Raw genomic sequence first — 15,047 nt, 5'->3', positions numbered from 1 at the left:
GTCTGCTCGGCCATCCACCGCCTGGGATACGGGACGAACCCCCTGTCGGCGGGGTTACGCTCGACGACCTGCACGTCGATGCCGAGCCTGGCGCTATGGTCGACGCATTCTGTAGCCGTCATGTCATCAGAACCGTGCCTCCACGGCTTCCGATGCCGGTTTCTCGCCGTGATCCGTGCGCCTTCGGCCTTGTTAGCGTTGCCGGTATGACACGGGAAGGCGTTGACGAACTCGACCGGGCGGTGATTCACGCCCTGCAGATCGACGGGCGCGCCCCGTTCCGGCGCATCGGCGAGGTGCTCGGGGTCTCCGACCAGACCGTTGCGCGGCGTTTCAGCAGGTTGTCCAGCGCTCTTGGCCTGCGCGTGCTCGCGCTCACCGATCCGGCGGTGCTGCACGAGCGGCAGTGGGTTCTGCGCGTCCGGGCTGCCCCCGAAGCCGCCGCGGAGATCGCCGAAGCTCTGGCCAGGCGTTCCGACACCAGCTGGATCAGTCTGTGTTCGGGCGGGACGGAGATCGTCGCGTCAGCCTGCGGTGACAGTGTCGAGTCGCTGCTCTTCGAGGCGCTGCCGCGTACCCGTCACATCCTCGATGTGCGGGCGCACGAGGTACTGCACGTCTTCTATGGCGGTGCCGGTCAGCCGTTCACCAAGCAGGGGCCTCTCACGGAGAGCCAGGCAACCCGGCTCGCGCGGCATGTTCCTCCTGCGGTCGGAGCGCCGCCGAAGATGGATGGGACCAGCCGCCGCATGCTCGAGGTGCTGCGAGCTGACGGACGGGCGTCGATCGACGAGCTGACGGCCGCCACGACCGCATCGGCAAGCACTGTCTGCCGTCGGCTGCACCAGCTGCGGGCCGGCGGCGTCCTGCACTTCGATGTCGATGTCGACCTCGCCGCCTTCGACGTGCCGGTGCGTACCATGCTGTGGCTCACCATCGGGATCGGCGAACTCCTCGCCGCGGGTGCCGCGCTCGCCGCCAGCCCCGAGGTGGCGTTCGCAGCGGGGGTCACCGGGGCCAGCGACCTGTTCGCGAGCGTCTCGACGCGGGACACGTCTGCGCTGTGGCGGTTCCTGACGTCAGTCGTGGGCCGGCTGCCCGGCGTGCGGGACGTCGAGACGGTGACGGCCTTGCGCCCGGTCAAGGGCGCCGTCGCCTTCTTCCCCCGTCCGTCGACGCGCGCGTCGCGGCATGCGCCGCCCCGAGCCGGGGCATCGCGTGGACCCGCCGCACGGTGACCCGGTGCTTCAACCGGCCGAGTCGGACAGCGGATGGCTCGCGACGAACTCGCTGACGATGCGAGCCATCAGCACGGGATCCTCCAGCGGCATGGCGTGGGTGAGGTCGTCGACGACCAGCGTCTCGGCGTGCGGGAGATGGGCTGCGATGGAGGTGGCCCGCGCCCGGTGGGGCGTGCCGAGCCGGTCGCCCCCGCCTCCGACGACGAGCAGCGTCGGCGCCCGCACGGCGCTCATCTGCGGCGCGCCGAACTTCCAGCCGGCGAACGCGGCCGACTCCCGGGTGAAGAAGTAACGGCTGCCGGCGACGGCCTCGGCGAGCCCCTGCTCTCCGAGCCGGTCCACGAACAGGCGGCGCACGCCCGGCCCGCACACCCCCGTGAGAAAGGTGTAGAATGCCGCTTCCCATTCACCGGCCCTGGCCGCGGCGATCGCGGTCGGCATCGCCGGACTCGCGGGCTCGTCGTCCGCCCGGGGCAGCGCGGGCTCCAGGAGGACCAGCGAGGCAACCAGGTCCGAGCGGGAGTAGGCCAGGTGCAGTGCGATGTCGGCCCCGGCGGAGTGCCCCACCAAGTGGGCGCGCGGCACCCCCAGCTTCGCCAGAACCGCGGCGCAGTGGGCGGCCTGCGCGGGCACACCGGCCCCGCTCGTGCGGTCCTCGCTGCGGCTGTAGCCCGCACGGTGGATGACGACGCGTCGGAACTCCGTCAGCTCGCGCGCCATGGGCGTGAGCCAGTCAGCGCACAGCGAACCGTGCAAGAAGACCACGGGTTCGCCGTCGCCGGCGTCGTCGTAGACGATGGAGGCATCGGGCAGTTCGAGTCTCATCGCGCGGCCCGCCTCAACCCCCGGGCCGGGTCGCGCAGCCCGTCGATGAAGCCGCTCACCTCTGTGAAGAACCTCACCGGCTGCTCCAGTTCGATGAGCTCGCCCGCCTCCTCAAAGACGGTCAGCGTGGCGCCCGCGATGCCGCGCACGAGCTCCTCCGACAGCGGAAGCGGCGTGCAGAAGTTGTGCTCGCCGCACAGCACCAGTGTCGGCTGGGTGATCTCACCGAGCCGTGCGAACGCATCGTGTGCCGCGATCATGTCGATCCGCGCCAGGCCGATCCTCCGGTCATCGGGGTGGGCCGGGAGCGCGGCTGCGCGGTCGATCCACTCCACGACGGCCTCGGGGTGCTCACGGGTGTACCGCGGCCCGAACAAGAACAGCGAGTAGCCGGACAGCAGATCGCGCCTGTCCCACTCAGCGGCGAGCCTACGCCGCACCTCGAACTCACGCCTGGTGAAGGCGTCAAAGCGCGCGAACGTGGAGCTCAACGTCAGCGAGCGCACAAGCCGCGGACGTTCCAGCGCCATGTACTGCGCGATGGCGCCGCCCGTCGACGCACCAACGACATGGACCGGGCCGACGCCGAGTTCCTCGACGAGCGAGGCCATGTCGGCCGCGAGCTGCCGAGTGGTGTAGCCGTTGAGGGCCCGCGTCGTGCGCCCCGTGCCCCGCTGATCCGGCAGGATCACGTGGTACTTCTCGGCGAAGCGGGCGATCTGCGTCCCCCAGCTCGCTCCCACCCCGCCCAGCCCGGAGAGAAGCAGAACCGGCGGGGCCTCCGGGTCCCCGTGGGTCTCGTAGTAGAGAGAAATATCTTGCGCGTTCAGGGTGCTCATGCCGCTGTCCTTTGCGTCTAGCGTGCTGTTCCTTCGGCACGAGCCAAGCACTCGTCCACCGGTATGCCATCCTTGGACCGTCAGTTTGAGCCATACACGACAGTTGTTTGCCATCAATTGACGGGAATCGACACACCCTCCCCGCGCCAAGGCCGCCATCGACCAGGCCGGATACGAGCCCACGCTCGTCCAAGGAGATGGGCTGTACGGGCACGAGGCCAACGCCCCCTACGACCGGCTCATCGCGACCTGCTCGGTGAGGACCATCCCGCTGATGTGGCTGGAGCAGATGCGTGTCGGCGGGACGCTCACAGCACCGATGCTGGGGTGGACGGGTGGTGTCGCGTGTGCCCATCTGCGGGTCGCCGAGGACGGTTCGGCGAGTGGACGGTTCGTCAACGACGACGTGTACTTCATGATCGCCCGCCCGCACACGCCGCCACGCCGAGGGGACATGCCCATGGGCATCGGCGGGGTGAGCGCCAGCAGGATCGACCCGGCGCTGCTCAAGGACGAAACGGCCCTGTTCGTCGCCCAACTCGCCGTCCCGAATGCCCAGCACGGCTGGGATACAGCCGGAGCGTAGCGAGGACCATTTCGCGGACGGCCGCCACACGCGCGGACGCCCCGTTCCCACAAGGTGAGGAGCGGGGCGTCTCGGCGGTGTGTCAGAGGGGGATGTTTCCGTGGGCGCCGCGGGCGGGGGTTGCCTGGGCGAGTACCTTGGCGATGGCGGTGCGGGTCTCCTCGGGCTTGATGACCTCGTCCACCACGCCGAGCTGGATCGCCCGGTCGAGCCCCCCGGCGACCTTCTCGTGCTCCTCGGCGAGGCGCGCCTCCAGGGCGGAGCGCTCCTCCTCGGGCGCGGCGGCGATCTCGCGGCGCTTGAGCACCCGGACGGCGGCCAGGGACCCCATGACGGCGATCTCGGCGGTCGGCCAGGCGAAGACCCTGGTGGCGCCGAGCGCGCGGGAGTTCATCGCGATGTACGCGCCGCCGTACGACTTGCGGGTCACCAGCGTCACGCGCGGCACCGACGCCTCGGCGAAGGCGTGCAGCAGCTTGGCGCCGCGGCGGACCACGCCGTCGTGTTCCTGCCCGACGCCGGGAAGGTAGCCGGGGACGTCCACCAGGACGACCAGCGGCACCCCGAAGGAGTCGCACGTGCGGACGAACCGGGCGGCCTTCTCGGCGGACGTCGAGTCGAGGCAGCCGGCGAGCCGCATGGGGTTGTTGGCGATGATGCCGACCGTGCGGCCGCCGAGACGGCCGAGCGTGGTGACGATGTTGGGCGCCCACTTGGGGTGCAGCTCGACCCCGGGCTCGTCCAGCAGGCCGTTGACCAGCGGGTGCACGGAGTACGCCCGGCGGACCTCCTCGGGCAGCAGTCCGGAGAAGTCGATGTCCTCGACCGACTCGAGACGGAGGCGCCCCTGGTGGCCGAGCAGCACGGACAGCCGGCGGGCCTGTGCGACCGCCTCGGTGTCGGTCTTGGTGACGATGTGGACGACGCCGCTGCGCTTGCTGTGCGGCTCGGGGCCGCCGAGCCCCGCCATGTCGATCTTCTCGCCGGTGACGCTGCGGACGACGTCGGGGCCGGTGACGAAGATGCGGCCCTGGTCGGAGAGGATCACGAGGTCGGTCAGCGCCGGCCCGTACGCGGCGCCGCCGGCGGCCGGGCCGAGGACCACCGAGATCTGCGGCACGACGCCCGAGGCCCGGGTCATCGCCGCGAAGACCCGCCCGACGGCGTGCAGGGACTCGACGCCCTCGGCGAGGCGGGCGCCTCCGGAGTGCCAGAGGCCGACGATCGGCACGCGCTCGCGGACCGCGACGTCGTAGGCGTGCACGATGTGCTCGCAGCCCTCGTTGCCCATCGCGCCGCCCTGGAAGCGGGCGTCGCTGGCGAAGCCCACCACCGGCACACCCTCGATGCGTCCCATGGCGGCGAGGGCGCCGCTGCGGTCTTCGGGGGTGATCAGGTGGATCGAGCCCTCGTCGAACAGGGCCGACAGACGTATCAGCGGATCTCGGGGGTCTGGGGCGGCCTCCTCGGAGGTTTCGCTCACAACCCCGTTGTCGAGCACAGTCACTGTCGCTCCAAATCAGACGCTTGCGAAGGCGACGGCGACGTTGTGGCCGCCGAAGCCGAACGAGTTGTTGATCGCGGCGATCTGGCCGTCTGGGAGCTTGCGCGGCTCACCGCGGACGATGTCCACCTCGACGCCGTCGTCGAGGTTGTCCAGGTTCACCGTGGGTGGGACGATCCGGTCGTACAGGGCCTTGATCGTGAAGACGGACTCGATGCCGCCGGCGCCGCCGAGAAGGTGGCCGGTCATCGACTTCGTGGCCGTGACGATCGGGTGGTCGCCGATGATCTCCTGGATCGCCACCGTCTCCACGACGTCCCCCGCGGGTGTCGAGGTGGCGTGCGCGTTGACGTGCCGGATGTCCTGGCCCGTCAGCCCGGAGTCCTCCAGGACCCGCCGGGCCGCGCTTCTGATGCCCGCGCCGGTCGGCTCCGGCTGGGCGATGTGGTGGGCGTCGGCGGAGTAGCCGACGCCGGCGGCCCGCGCGTAGATGCGGGCGCCGCGGGCCAGGGCGTGCTCCTCGGACTCCAGGACGATGATGCCCGCGCCCTCCCCGAGCACGAACCCGTCGCGGTCCCGGTCCCAGGGGCGGGAGGCCCGCTGCGGGTCGTCGTTGCGCGTGGACATCGCCCGCATCGCCGCGAACGAGGCGACGTTCAGCGGGTGGATGGCGGCCTCGGTGCCGCCGGCCACCACGACGTCCGCCCGCCCGGACCTGATCATCTCCATGGCGTAGCCGATGGACTCGGCGCCGGTGGCACAGGCGCTGACGGTGGCGTGGACGCCGGCCGTCGCGCCGATCTCGATGCCGATCCAGCCGGCCGAGCCGTTCGGCATCAGCATGGGGACGGTGAAGGGCGACAGCCGCTGCCAGCCCTTCTCCTTGAACAGGTCGTAGGCGTCCAGGATGGTGGTGATGCCGCCGATGCCGCTACCGACGACCACGCCGAGGCGGTCGGGCGCGACCTTCGGCGTGCCGGCGTCCTGCCACGCCTGGCGCGCGGCGATCAGGGCGAACTGCTCGGCGCGGTCGAGGCGCCGGGATTCGGGCCTCGGTAGTACCTCGGTGGGCTCGACGGCGACCCTGGCGGCGAACTTCACCGGAACGGAGTCCACCCACTCCTCGGTGAGGGGGCGGACACCCGACTTCCCGGCGAGGAGCGCCGACCAGGTCGAGTCGACGTCTCCACCGAGGGGCGTTGTCACGCCGAGCCCGGTGACAACGACGCGTACCCGGTCTGTGCTCACGATGCGCTCCCTGTGATTGTCGCGAAGCATGGCCCACGCGAGGCGTGGGGGGTGGTCAGACGTCCAGCGGCTGGACGCCTGAGCCGGTCAGTTCTGGATGAAGTTGACGACATCCTTGACGTTCTTCAGGTGCTTGAGCTGGTCGTCGGGGATCTCGACGCCGAACTCGTCCTGGGCGGCGACGGCGATCTCGACCATGGACAGCGAGTCGATGTCGAGGTCGTCGACGAAGCTCTTCTCCAGGGTGACCTCCGACTCCGGGATGCCGGTGATCTCGTTGATGATCTTGCCGAGGCCCGCGAGGATCTCCTGCTCGGTGGCTGCCATGTCGCGATTTCTCCTTGAATTTTCGGGATTTCATTGGGTGTGTACGGTGAGCCGTGCGGGCCTCCGTACAGGTTCAGGGGATCTCGACCACTTGGCCGGCGTAGGTCAGGCCGGCGCCGAAGCCGAGCAGCAGGGCGAGGTCGCCGGAGCGGAGCTCGCCGCGCTCGGTCATGCGGCTCAGTGCGAGCGGGATGGACGCCGCGGAGGTGTTGCCGGCCAGCACGATGTCCTTGGCGATCAGGGCCTGGTCGGCGCCGAGCTTGCGGGCGATGGCCTCGATGATGCGCAGGTTGGCCTGGTGGGGGACGAAGGCGGCCAGTTCGGAGGGGGCGACGCCCGCGCGGTCCAGGGCCTCCTTGGCGACCGGGTGCAGCGCGGTGGTCGCCCAGCGGAAGACCGTCTGGCCCTCCTGAGACAGGAAGGACTCGCGGTTCCTGATGGCGATCACGTCGGACTTGTCGCCCGCGCTGCCCCAGACCACCGGGCCGATGCCCGGCGTCTCCGACGGGCCGACCACGGCGGCGCCCGCGCCGTCGGCGAAGATCACGCAGGTGGCCCGGTCGGTCCAGTCGACCCACTGCGACAGCTTCTCGGTGCCGATGACCAGCACGTGCGTCGCCGACCCGGCGCGGACGGCGTCGGCCGCGGCCGACAGGGCGTAGCAGAAACCGGCGCAGGCGGCGTTCACGTCGAACGCGCCGGGGGCCTGGATGCCGAGCCGGTGCGCGACGCGCGCGGCGGCGTTCGGGATCTGCGCCTCCAGCGTGCAGGTGGCGACGACGACCAGGTCGATGTCGCCGGCCGACAGCCCGCTGGCCGCCAGCGCCTTCCCGCCCGCCTGGATGGCGATGTCGATCTCGGACTCCTCCGGACCGGCGATGCGGCGCTCCTTGATGCCCACACGGCTCTGGATCCAGGCGTCGCTGGTATCGATCGTCTTGGCGAGATCGTCGTTGGTGACGACCCCGGGCGGCTGGTAGCCGCCGAACGCCAGCACCTTGGCGCCCGGGGCGCCCCGCATGATCCTCACTGAGCGGTCTCCTTGCTGATCAGAGCGCGGGCGGCCTCAAGGTCGTCCGGGGTCTTGAGGGCAACGGTCTCGATGCCGCGAAGCGCCCGCTTGGCAAGGCCGGTGAGGGTGCCGCCCGGGAGCAGCTCGATCATGGCCGTCACGCCGAGGTCCTGCATGGTGGCCATGCAGCGGTCCCAGCGGACCGGGCGGCCGACCTGGTCCACGAGCCTGCCGACGAACTCGGCGCCGCTCGTCACGGCCGCGCCGTCGGAGTTGGACAGCAGGGTCACGCGCGGGTCGCCCGGGGTGATCGCGGCGGCCTCGGCGCGGAGGTGCTCGACGGCCGGAGCCATGTGGTGGGTGTGGAAGGCGCCGGCGACCGACAGGGGCCGGGCGCGCGCCGGAGGGTCGGCGGCCAGGGCGTCGAGCTGCTCGATCGTGCCCGCGGCGACGATCTGGCCCGCGCCGTTGATGTTGGCGGGCGTCAGGCCGTGGCGCTCGATCGCGGCGAGGACCTCGGCCTCGTCGCCGCCGAGCAGGGCCGTCATGCCCGTGCGGGTGACCGACGCGGCCTTGGCCATGGCCTGGCCACGCTCGCGGACGAGGGCCAGGGCCTGTTCCGGGGTGAGGACCCCGGCGAGGACGGCGGCGGTGAACTCGCCCACGCTGTGCCCCGCGACGACGCCTGCCCGGTCCGGTGGGCTCGGGACGTCGGGGCCCAGCAGGGCTTCCGCGGCGGCGAGGCCGGCGGCTACCAAGAGTGGCTGGGCGACGGAGGTGTCGCGGATCTCGTCGGCGTCAGCCGTGGTGCCGTAGGAGACCAGATCGAGCTGCGCGACCTCGGACCACGCCGACAGACGATCTTTCACACCGGGGATCTCGAGCCACGCCGAGAGGAATCCGGGAGACTGGGCACCTTGGCCGGGAGCGACGATGACGAGCACAAAATCCACCATGCCCTGTAGGAGTTCACCACACTGCTAATGATCCGTACGAACTTTGTCGGGGGGCCTTTGTAGGAAACCTCCACCCGAGGTTTCCGGCCGGTTACACAACCTGGTCAAGTCACAACGGTTCGCGACAACCGGCCGAGGATCAACCCGACCTGGAGGGTGAAGGCGGACCGTCCTTCGGTCGGCTGGTAGCCCGTCAGTTCCGTGATCTTTTTCAAACGGTAACGCACTGTGTTCGGGTGGACGAACAACAGACGGGCCGTGGCTTCCAAAGATGTCCCCTGCTCCAGGTAGGTCGCCAGTGTGTCGAGCAGAGGGGTGCCCTCCAGGGGCTCGTACACGTTCTCGATCAGCTGGGCCCGCGCGTCCTCGTCGCCGTCGATCGCCCGCTCGGCCAGCAGGTCCTCGGCGAGCACCGGGCGCGGCGCGTCGGGCCAGCCGGCCGCCGCGCGCAGGCCCGCCGTGGCCGCGCGGGCCGAGCGCGCCGCCGTGTGCAGGTCGGGGACCTCCGGGCCGATCACGATGGGGCCCGCCCCGAACCGGGGGACGACGTGCCGCGCGGCGTCCTTGACGCTGTCGGCGCCGCCGACGATGACGATCAGCCGGTCGCCCTGCACGCCCGCCAGCAGGTCCTGCCCGAGGCGCCGCCCCTTGTCGCGCATGCCGTCGATGACGGACTGCGGGTCGGCGTCGGGCGCGTACCCGGCGAGCACGACGACCGGCGAGGACGTCCAGCCGAGCGCGGCCGCCCAGGAGTGCAGCCCGTCGTCCACCTCGCCGCGGACCAGCGCGTCCACGATGAGGGCCTCCAGCCGGGCGTCCCACGCGCCGCGCACCTCGGCCTCGCGCGCGTAGACCTGCGCCGCGGCGAACGCGACGTCGCGGGTGTAGCGCAGCATCGCGTTGCGCAGCAGCTCCTCGCCGCCGGGCGCGGCGAGGTCGGTGACCTCGGCCTCCACGACCTCCACCACGACGCGCACGAGGTCGACGGTCTGCTGGAGCGACACCGAGCGTTTCAGCTCGCGGGGCGCGGTGCCGAAGATCTCGATGCTGGGGGTGGTCCTGCCCTCGTCGGCGTGCTGGAACCACTCGACGAAGGCGGCGATGCCCGCCTGGGCCACGAGCCCGACCCAGGAGCGGTCCTCGGCCGACAGGGCGCGGTACCAGGGCAGACGATCGTCCATCCGGGCCATGGCCGCCGTGCCGAGACTGCCCATCGCGCGTTCGAGCCGTCGTGCGGTGTCCTCGCGTACCCGGTCGTTCACATCCCTAGAGTGCCAGGTGAGCGCGAGTGCGGTAGCCCCATGCGGGTGCGTCTGTGCGCTATATCACCGCGACCGCCGTGATGAGCCCGATGGCGAAGTGCGTCACCGCGAGCAGGATCGCCCCGGGCTGCAGCGACGGCTCGCGCACCAGTTCGCGCACCGAGATGCCGACGACCCGGTCGAAGAAGATCATGCCGAGCGTCTGGACGGCGATCCCGACGAGGCCGAACACCAGGGTCGCGAGCAGCCCTTCTTGAAGTGCGCCGCCCGAGGACCAGATCGACGCCGCGACGATGAGCCCGAGGGCCCCGAGCCCGGACGCGGCGAGCAGCGCGGCGTTCGGGTTGCGGTCATCCTTGATCACCTTGCTGAGCCGGCCCGGGGTCACCATGTCGATGACGTAGAAGCCCGTGATGAGCAGCAGGACGCCGAGGACGGCGTAGGCGAGGATGGCGAGGGCCCCGTGCCCGAGCGCCTCCGCGAGGGGGCCGGCGAGCGCGATGGTCATAGGTCTCTCCTGTACGAGGTCGGGGGGCGCCGGCCGTGGGGGGCCGGGGGAGGGGGTCGAGCCGGAAGGTCAGAGGGCGATGCGGTGGGGGACGAACGAGGAGGAGTCATCGGTGATCAGGCCGGAGGTCTCCCGGATGCCGAGCCCGGCCGCCTCGTCCCCGACGACCCACGCGCCGAGCACCGGCCGCCAGCCGTCGAAGTCGGGCAGCGCCTGGAACTCCTGGTAGACGTAGCCCTCGGCGCCGTACTCGCCGTCCGTCTTCTCGACGCCTTCGGGCGTGACGACGCGCATGCTCGCCCCCTCCCGGCCGAGGAGCGGCTTCTCGATGTGGGACGTGAGGCCGCGCGGCCCGTCGAGGTAGGCGGGCAGCAGGTTCGGGTGGCCCGGGTACATCTCCCACAGCACGGCGAGCAGCGCCTTGTTGGACAGCAGCATCTTCCATAGCGGCTCGATCCAGGTCATCGAGACCTGACCGCGCACCGCCTGCGGCCCGAACGGGTCGGCGACCGCCCACTCCCACGGGTACAGCTTGCACAGCGTCCGGATGACCCGCCCTTCCATGTCGACGAAGCGCAGGCCGGCGGCGTCCCAGCCGATGTCCTCCATGGCGACGGCCACCGTCGTCAGGCCCGCCTGTTCGGCGGTCTCCTGCAGGTAGCCGAGCGTCATCACCTCTTCGCCGGTCTCGTCCATGTTGGTCCAGGCGAAGTGCGCGGGGCCGCTCTGCAGCGGCAGCCCCTTCCACCGCTCGATCAGGCGCTCGTGGACGGAGTTCCACTGGTCGTCGCCCGGGTGGGTGTCCTTGAGCCAGAACCACTGGATGAGCGCGGTCTCGACGAGGCTCGTCGGGGTGTCGGCGTTGTACTCGAGCAGCTTGGCCGGCCCGGTGCCGTCGTAGCGCAGGTCGAAGCGTCCGTACACGTGCGGGTCGCGGCGCCGCCACGAGGCCTCCACCTCGGGCGCGGCCCATCCGGGGATCGCGAAGTCGTGGTAGCGCCCGCGCGTGATGACGTGCTCGACCGCCTCCAGGCACATGCCGTGCAGCTCCTCGACCTGGCTCTCCAGGTCGAGCACCTCGTCCATGGTGAAGCTGTAGTGCACGCCTTCGTCCCAGTACGGGCGGGTGAGGTGCTCGGGGTGCGCGGTGCGATGGTAGGCGAGCCCCTGCGACTCGATGATCTCTTCCCAGCCGTCCCGCCGCGCGGACGTCTCGCGCCGCACCTCAGCTCCCTCCGTGGTCGCGGCCGCCCAGGCCGCCGCGCGTGATGGACCGCCCGCTTCTCGTGACGATCTCGGTGTCCTTGGGCATGACGGTCGTCCCCCGCGAGACCCGACCGCTGCGACGGCGGCCTCCGTAGTACCAGAAGTAGGCGGAGCGCCCGTGCCCGCCGCCTCCGGCCCTGGGCGGGCAGTGGGACGCGCTGACGACCTTGTAGGAGCCGTCGTCCTCACTGGCGCGGCTCACGCAGTCGGCGGTCACCGCGTCCGGCTCCTCCTCGTGGTCGTCGTCTGTGTCCGGCTGCGTGCCGTTCCCGCCGGAGCTGTGGCCGTTCACGCCGTAGTACGCGTCGGACGGGCCGGGGGAGGGGGCGCAGGAGGTCATCACCAGGCTGGAGAGGATCGTCAGAGTCCCCACGGTCACCACATGCGACGATAATCGCCGTGCGGGATTGGTCATGATTCGGATCGCCTTCCCGATGAGGTCGTGATCGCCGCTCAGCCCCCGCCGAACATGCGGCCGCCGAAGCCGCCGCGCTGGATGACGTTCCCGGCGCGGGTGCTGATGTGGGCGTTGGACGGCCGTATGGTCGTGCCGCCGCGAACCCGGCCGGCCAGCCGGGTTCCGCCGTAGTACCAGCCGTAGGCGCCGTGGGATCCGTGGTACCCGCCGGAGCCCGAGCCGCCGCCGTCGTCATCGCAGTAGCGATCGTTGACGCTCAGATAGGAGCCGTCCGGCTGCCTGCTGTGGAGGTCCACGCAGTCCGCGGCCACGCGCGGGGCGTAGGCGTCCTGGGCCGCGCAGAAACCGACGAACAGCGTGGACAGTACGCCCATCGTGCCGAGGGCGATGGCGCTGCTCGACAGCTTCTTCTTGGCCTCGCCCGCCGGCTCCCCCGCCGAGGGTCCCGCTGGTGCCAAGTAGTGCGAAGGTCGCGGGGGGCCTGGCTCGGGGTTCGCCATCGATGTCCATCTCTCGAAAAGTCAGATCAGCGTACCGTTTGGACCGTTCAACGGGCTTGCCGTAAATGAGGTTCCTATCCGGAGAAATTCGTATAAGCAGAACATAAGTTCCGGCGCTCGCGCGAGATGGGCGGCGAGGACGGCCGCGCGGCCGGGGTAGATTCGCCCTGTGGAACCGGTCGAAGCCCTGAAACGCATCGCCTTCCTGCTGGAGCGGGCCGGAGAGCCCACCTACCGCGTGCGCGCCTTCCGCGGCGCGGCCTCCACCATCGCCGACCTGCCCCACGGCGAGCTCGAACGGCTGGCCCGCTCGGGCGGCCTCTCCGAGCTCAAGGGCATCGGCAAGGTCACATCCCTGGTCGTCACCGAGGCGCTGGACGGCAGGACCCCCACCTACCTGCGTCGCCTCGAGGACACCGCGGGCCTCGACCTGGACGAGGCCACCGCCGCCCTGCGCGCCGCGCTCAAGGGTGATCTGCACAGCCACTCCGACTGGTCCGACGGCGGGTCGCCGATCAGGGAGATGGCCCTGGCCGCCCGCGACCTCGGCCACGAGTACCTCGCCATGACCGACCACTCGCCGCGCCTCACCGTCGCGGGCGGCCTGTCGCCCGACCGGCTGCGCGAGCAGCTCGACGTCATCGCCGCGCTGAACGACGAGCTCGCGCCGTTCCGCGTCCTCACCGGCATCGAGGTGGACATCCTGCCCGACGGCTCGCTCGACCAGGAGCCCGAGCTGCTGGAGCGGCTGGACGTGGTCGTCGCCAGCGTCCACTCCCAGCTCCGCATGAACCGCGACGACATGACCCGCCGCATGGTCACGGCCATCGCCGACCCGCGCGTCGACGTCCTCGGCCACTGCACCGGGCGCATCGTGCGCGGCGGCGGCAGGCGCGGCGGCCTCAGACCCGAGTCCGACTTCGACCCCGAGATCGTCTTCGAGGCGTGCCGCCGGTTCGGCGTGGCCGTCGAGATCAACTCCCGCCCCGACCGGCTCGACCCGCCCAAGCGCCTGCTGCGGCCCGCGTACGAGATGGGGTGCCTGTTCTCCATCGACTCCGACGCGCACGCCCCCGGCCAGCTCGAATGGCAGCACTACGGGTGCGAGCGCGCCGTGCGGTGCGGCGTCGAGGCGGACCGCGTGGTCGACACCTGGCCCCTGTCCGATTTCCTGGCCTGGACCGCCGGGTAGACCGCGCTTCGCGGGCCGGATGGACGCCGGTTCGCGAGCCGGACGGGGCGTGCGTCCGATGGCCGGACGGGGCGCGGGTTCGCGAGCTGGACGGGGCGCGGATTCGCGGGCCGCTCGAATGTCGGTGGGCGGGCGTACGTTCGGGATGTGAACCGAACCGATCGGCTCTACGCGCTCGTCGAAGAGCTGCGCGCGATCTCCCCCCGGTCCCGGTCCGCACGCGAGCTGGGCGAGCGCCTCCGGGTGAGCTCCCGCACCATCGAGCGCGACGTCGCGGTCCTCCAGCGGGCGGGGGTGCCCATCCATGCCCAGCCGGGCAGGCGCGGCGGTTTCGCGCTCGGCAAGACCGCGTCGCCCCCTCCGCTCGACCTCACCGCCGACGAGGCGATCGCCGTCGCGGTGGCGCTCAGCCGGGCGAGCGACCGGCCGTTCGCCGCCGCCGCCCGCAGCGCGTTACGCAAGCTCGTCGCCGCCACGCCGTCCCCCGGCGACGAGCACACTTCAGACCCCCGCGGCCACGCTTCCGCCCCGCACAGCCACGCACCCTACCCCCCGGGCCACCCTCCGGACCCTCCCGGTCACGTTTCGGACCCCCGCGACGCCGAGGCGCGGCCGGGTGTCGCCCGTGTGATCGACGAGGCGCTCCGGCACCGCCGCGTGCTCCACATCACCTACGAGGACCGCTCCGGCGCGCTCACCGAACGCGACGTCGAGCCGGGCGTCTTCCTCGGCGGGCGCGGCGGGTTCTGGTACCTCGTCGCGTGGTGCCGCCTGCGGGAGGACGTGCGGGTGTTCCGCCTGGACCGCGTCCGCACGGCCGCGCTGACCGGCGAGCCGGCGACGGCCCGGCGGCAGCTCGACGAGTACGCCCCGGACATCCCCGACCTGATCGCCCGCGACCAGGCGCTCGGCTGAGCCCGCCGTCACGGGCCCTCGGGCCGGTTGTCCAGGCGCCGGCGCAGCTCGGCGATCTCGCGTTCCAGGTCGGCGACGTGCCGGTCGTCCCCGCCGTACCCGTCGGGGCGTCCGGCCGGGACCGGCGCCTGCGGCGCGTACGGCTGTCCGGGCCGCGGCCCCGGACCGGCCACCGGTCCCGCGCCCGGATGCGCCCCCGGCGGCAGGCCGTACGGACGGGCGGCCGGCTGCCACTGCGGCGCGGGTCCGTACCCCTGTGGCCCCGGGAACGCCGGCGCGGACGCCGACCGGCGCCGCCTGCGGCCCAGCGCGACGACCAGCACCATGACCACGCCGAGCCCAACGACCGCGCCGCCCCCGGCCAGCACCCACGGCAGCGTCGAGGACGGGGTCTCGTCCTTGCCGGACGAGATGGGGACAGGCGGCTTGTTCATGGCTTGTGACTGAC

At 71.5% G+C, this 15,047-nt stretch carries 17 protein-coding genes; 4 read left to right on the top strand and 13 right to left on the bottom strand.

Annotation, left to right across the window (positions count from 1 at the left end; translation table 11 throughout):
• Window positions 1–206 precede the first annotated feature (206 nt).
• A complete protein-coding gene (locus AB0M95_RS07940; RefSeq protein ID WP_363761022.1) occupies window positions 207–1,238 on the top strand; it encodes an AsnC family transcriptional regulator in 1,032 nt (343 codons plus the stop codon).
• Window positions 1,239–1,247: 9 nt separating this feature from the next.
• Here the strand turns inward: AB0M95_RS07940 and AB0M95_RS07935 are convergent, their stop codons facing one another.
• Together AB0M95_RS07935 and AB0M95_RS07930 are read right to left on the bottom strand one after the other, a co-directional pair.
• Window positions 1,248–2,066 (bottom strand): alpha/beta hydrolase, encoded by an 819-nt coding sequence (locus tag AB0M95_RS07935; RefSeq protein ID WP_363761020.1) that lies wholly within the window; start codon window positions 2,064–2,066, stop codon window positions 1,248–1,250.
• A complete protein-coding gene (locus AB0M95_RS07930) occupies window positions 2,063–2,905 on the bottom strand; it encodes an alpha/beta hydrolase (RefSeq protein ID WP_363761018.1) in 843 nt (280 codons plus the stop codon). The genes AB0M95_RS07935 and AB0M95_RS07930 overlap by 4 nt, the downstream gene beginning before the upstream one ends.
• Before the next feature lie 157 nt (window positions 2,906–3,062).
• On the opposite strand from AB0M95_RS07930, the gene AB0M95_RS07925 reads away from it, so the two are divergent.
• A complete protein-coding gene (locus AB0M95_RS07925; protein WP_363761231.1) occupies window positions 3,063–3,491 on the top strand; it encodes a hypothetical protein in 429 nt (142 codons plus the stop codon).
• Between the two features lie 82 nt (window positions 3,492–3,573).
• Here the strand turns inward: AB0M95_RS07925 and AB0M95_RS07920 are convergent, their stop codons facing one another.
• From AB0M95_RS07920 to AB0M95_RS07875, 10 genes are all read right to left on the bottom strand, one after another.
• Entirely contained in the window at window positions 3,574–4,974 is a 1,401-nt protein-coding gene (locus AB0M95_RS07920; protein WP_363761016.1) for a carboxyl transferase domain-containing protein, read from the bottom strand.
• A 36-nt stretch (window positions 4,975–5,010) separates the two neighbouring features.
• Window positions 5,011–6,273: a beta-ketoacyl-ACP synthase II gene (gene fabF, locus AB0M95_RS07915; RefSeq protein ID WP_363761014.1), complete on the bottom strand. Its 1,263-nt coding sequence runs from the start codon at window positions 6,271–6,273 to the stop codon at window positions 5,011–5,013.
• 57 nt (window positions 6,274–6,330) lie between these two features.
• A complete protein-coding gene (locus AB0M95_RS07910; RefSeq protein WP_184616608.1) occupies window positions 6,331–6,570 on the bottom strand; it encodes an acyl carrier protein in 240 nt (79 codons plus the stop codon).
• Between the two features lie 73 nt (window positions 6,571–6,643).
• Complete coding sequence (locus AB0M95_RS07905; RefSeq protein ID WP_358511383.1) at window positions 6,644–7,591, bottom strand: beta-ketoacyl-ACP synthase III; 948 nt, start codon at window positions 7,589–7,591, stop codon at window positions 6,644–6,646.
• A gap of 5 nt (window positions 7,592–7,596) precedes the next feature.
• Window positions 7,597–8,526: an ACP S-malonyltransferase gene (locus AB0M95_RS07900; protein WP_363761229.1), complete on the bottom strand. Its 930-nt coding sequence runs from the start codon at window positions 8,524–8,526 to the stop codon at window positions 7,597–7,599.
• Between the two features lie 116 nt (window positions 8,527–8,642).
• On the bottom strand, window positions 8,643–9,752 hold the full coding sequence (locus AB0M95_RS07895; protein ID WP_363761227.1) for a helix-turn-helix domain-containing protein: 1,110 nt from the start codon (window positions 9,750–9,752) through the stop codon (window positions 8,643–8,645).
• Window positions 9,753–9,858: 106 nt separating this feature from the next.
• Complete coding sequence (locus AB0M95_RS07890) at window positions 9,859–10,308, bottom strand: DUF350 domain-containing protein (RefSeq protein WP_363761012.1); 450 nt, start codon at window positions 10,306–10,308, stop codon at window positions 9,859–9,861.
• A 69-nt stretch (window positions 10,309–10,377) separates the two neighbouring features.
• Window positions 10,378–11,532, bottom strand: a complete 1,155-nt coding sequence (locus AB0M95_RS07885) for a glutathionylspermidine synthase family protein (RefSeq protein ID WP_358511023.1) — start codon at window positions 11,530–11,532, stop codon at window positions 10,378–10,380.
• Between the two features lies 1 nt (window position 11,533).
• Window positions 11,534–11,953 carry a hypothetical protein gene (locus tag AB0M95_RS07880; protein ID WP_363761010.1) on the bottom strand — a complete coding sequence of 140 codons (420 nt, stop codon included), beginning with the start codon at window positions 11,951–11,953 and terminating at the stop codon, window positions 11,534–11,536.
• Between the two features lie 74 nt (window positions 11,954–12,027).
• Window positions 12,028–12,450, bottom strand: coding sequence for a hypothetical protein (locus AB0M95_RS07875; RefSeq protein ID WP_363761008.1), 423 nt, complete (start codon window positions 12,448–12,450; stop codon window positions 12,028–12,030).
• Between the two features lie 211 nt (window positions 12,451–12,661).
• Between AB0M95_RS07875 and AB0M95_RS07870 the strand changes: the two genes are divergently transcribed.
• On the top strand, window positions 12,662–13,684 hold the full coding sequence (locus AB0M95_RS07870) for a PHP domain-containing protein (RefSeq protein ID WP_363761006.1): 1,023 nt from the start codon (window positions 12,662–12,664) through the stop codon (window positions 13,682–13,684).
• A 147-nt stretch (window positions 13,685–13,831) separates the two neighbouring features.
• Window positions 13,832–14,599, top strand: a complete 768-nt coding sequence (locus AB0M95_RS07865; RefSeq protein ID WP_363761004.1) for a WYL domain-containing protein — start codon at window positions 13,832–13,834, stop codon at window positions 14,597–14,599.
• An 8-nt stretch (window positions 14,600–14,607) separates the two neighbouring features.
• Here AB0M95_RS07865 and AB0M95_RS07860 read toward each other — a convergent pair whose 3' ends face one another.
• Window positions 14,608–15,033 carry a hypothetical protein gene (locus tag AB0M95_RS07860; RefSeq protein WP_363761002.1) on the bottom strand — a complete coding sequence of 142 codons (426 nt, stop codon included), beginning with the start codon at window positions 15,031–15,033 and terminating at the stop codon, window positions 14,608–14,610.
• Window positions 15,034–15,047 lie beyond the last annotated feature (14 nt).

Source organism: Sphaerisporangium sp. NPDC051017 (genome assembly GCF_040683095.1).
Lineage (GTDB): Bacteria > Actinomycetota > Actinomycetes > Streptosporangiales > Streptosporangiaceae > Sphaerisporangium.
The sequence above is the reverse complement of the archived record's forward strand: the minus strand, read 5'-3'. Positions and strand labels throughout refer to the sequence as shown.

What these genes read in the sequence shown, in the direction of transcription:
- AB0M95_RS07940 (WP_363761022.1), top strand. Translation starts at nt 207, where the DNA reads ATGACACGGGAAGGCGTTGACGAACTCGACCGGGCGGTGATTCACGCC.
- AB0M95_RS07935 (WP_363761020.1), bottom strand. Translation starts at nt 2,066, where the DNA reads ATGAGACTCGAACTGCCCGATGCCTCCATCGTCTACGACGACGCCGGC.
- AB0M95_RS07930 (WP_363761018.1), bottom strand. Translation starts at nt 2,905, where the DNA reads ATGAGCACCCTGAACGCGCAAGATATTTCTCTCTACTACGAGACCCAC.
- fabF (WP_363761014.1), bottom strand. Translation starts at nt 6,273, where the DNA reads ATGCTTCGCGACAATCACAGGGAGCGCATCGTGAGCACAGACCGGGTA.
- AB0M95_RS07910 (WP_184616608.1), bottom strand. Translation starts at nt 6,570, where the DNA reads ATGGCAGCCACCGAGCAGGAGATCCTCGCGGGCCTCGGCAAGATCATC.
- AB0M95_RS07905 (WP_358511383.1), bottom strand. Translation starts at nt 7,591, where the DNA reads ATGCGGGGCGCCCCGGGCGCCAAGGTGCTGGCGTTCGGCGGCTACCAG.
- AB0M95_RS07895 (WP_363761227.1), bottom strand. Translation starts at nt 9,752, where the DNA reads ATGGGCAGTCTCGGCACGGCGGCCATGGCCCGGATGGACGATCGTCTG.
- AB0M95_RS07890 (WP_363761012.1), bottom strand. Translation starts at nt 10,308, where the DNA reads ATGACCATCGCGCTCGCCGGCCCCCTCGCGGAGGCGCTCGGGCACGGG.
- AB0M95_RS07860 (WP_363761002.1), bottom strand. Translation starts at nt 15,033, where the DNA reads ATGAACAAGCCGCCTGTCCCCATCTCGTCCGGCAAGGACGAGACCCCG.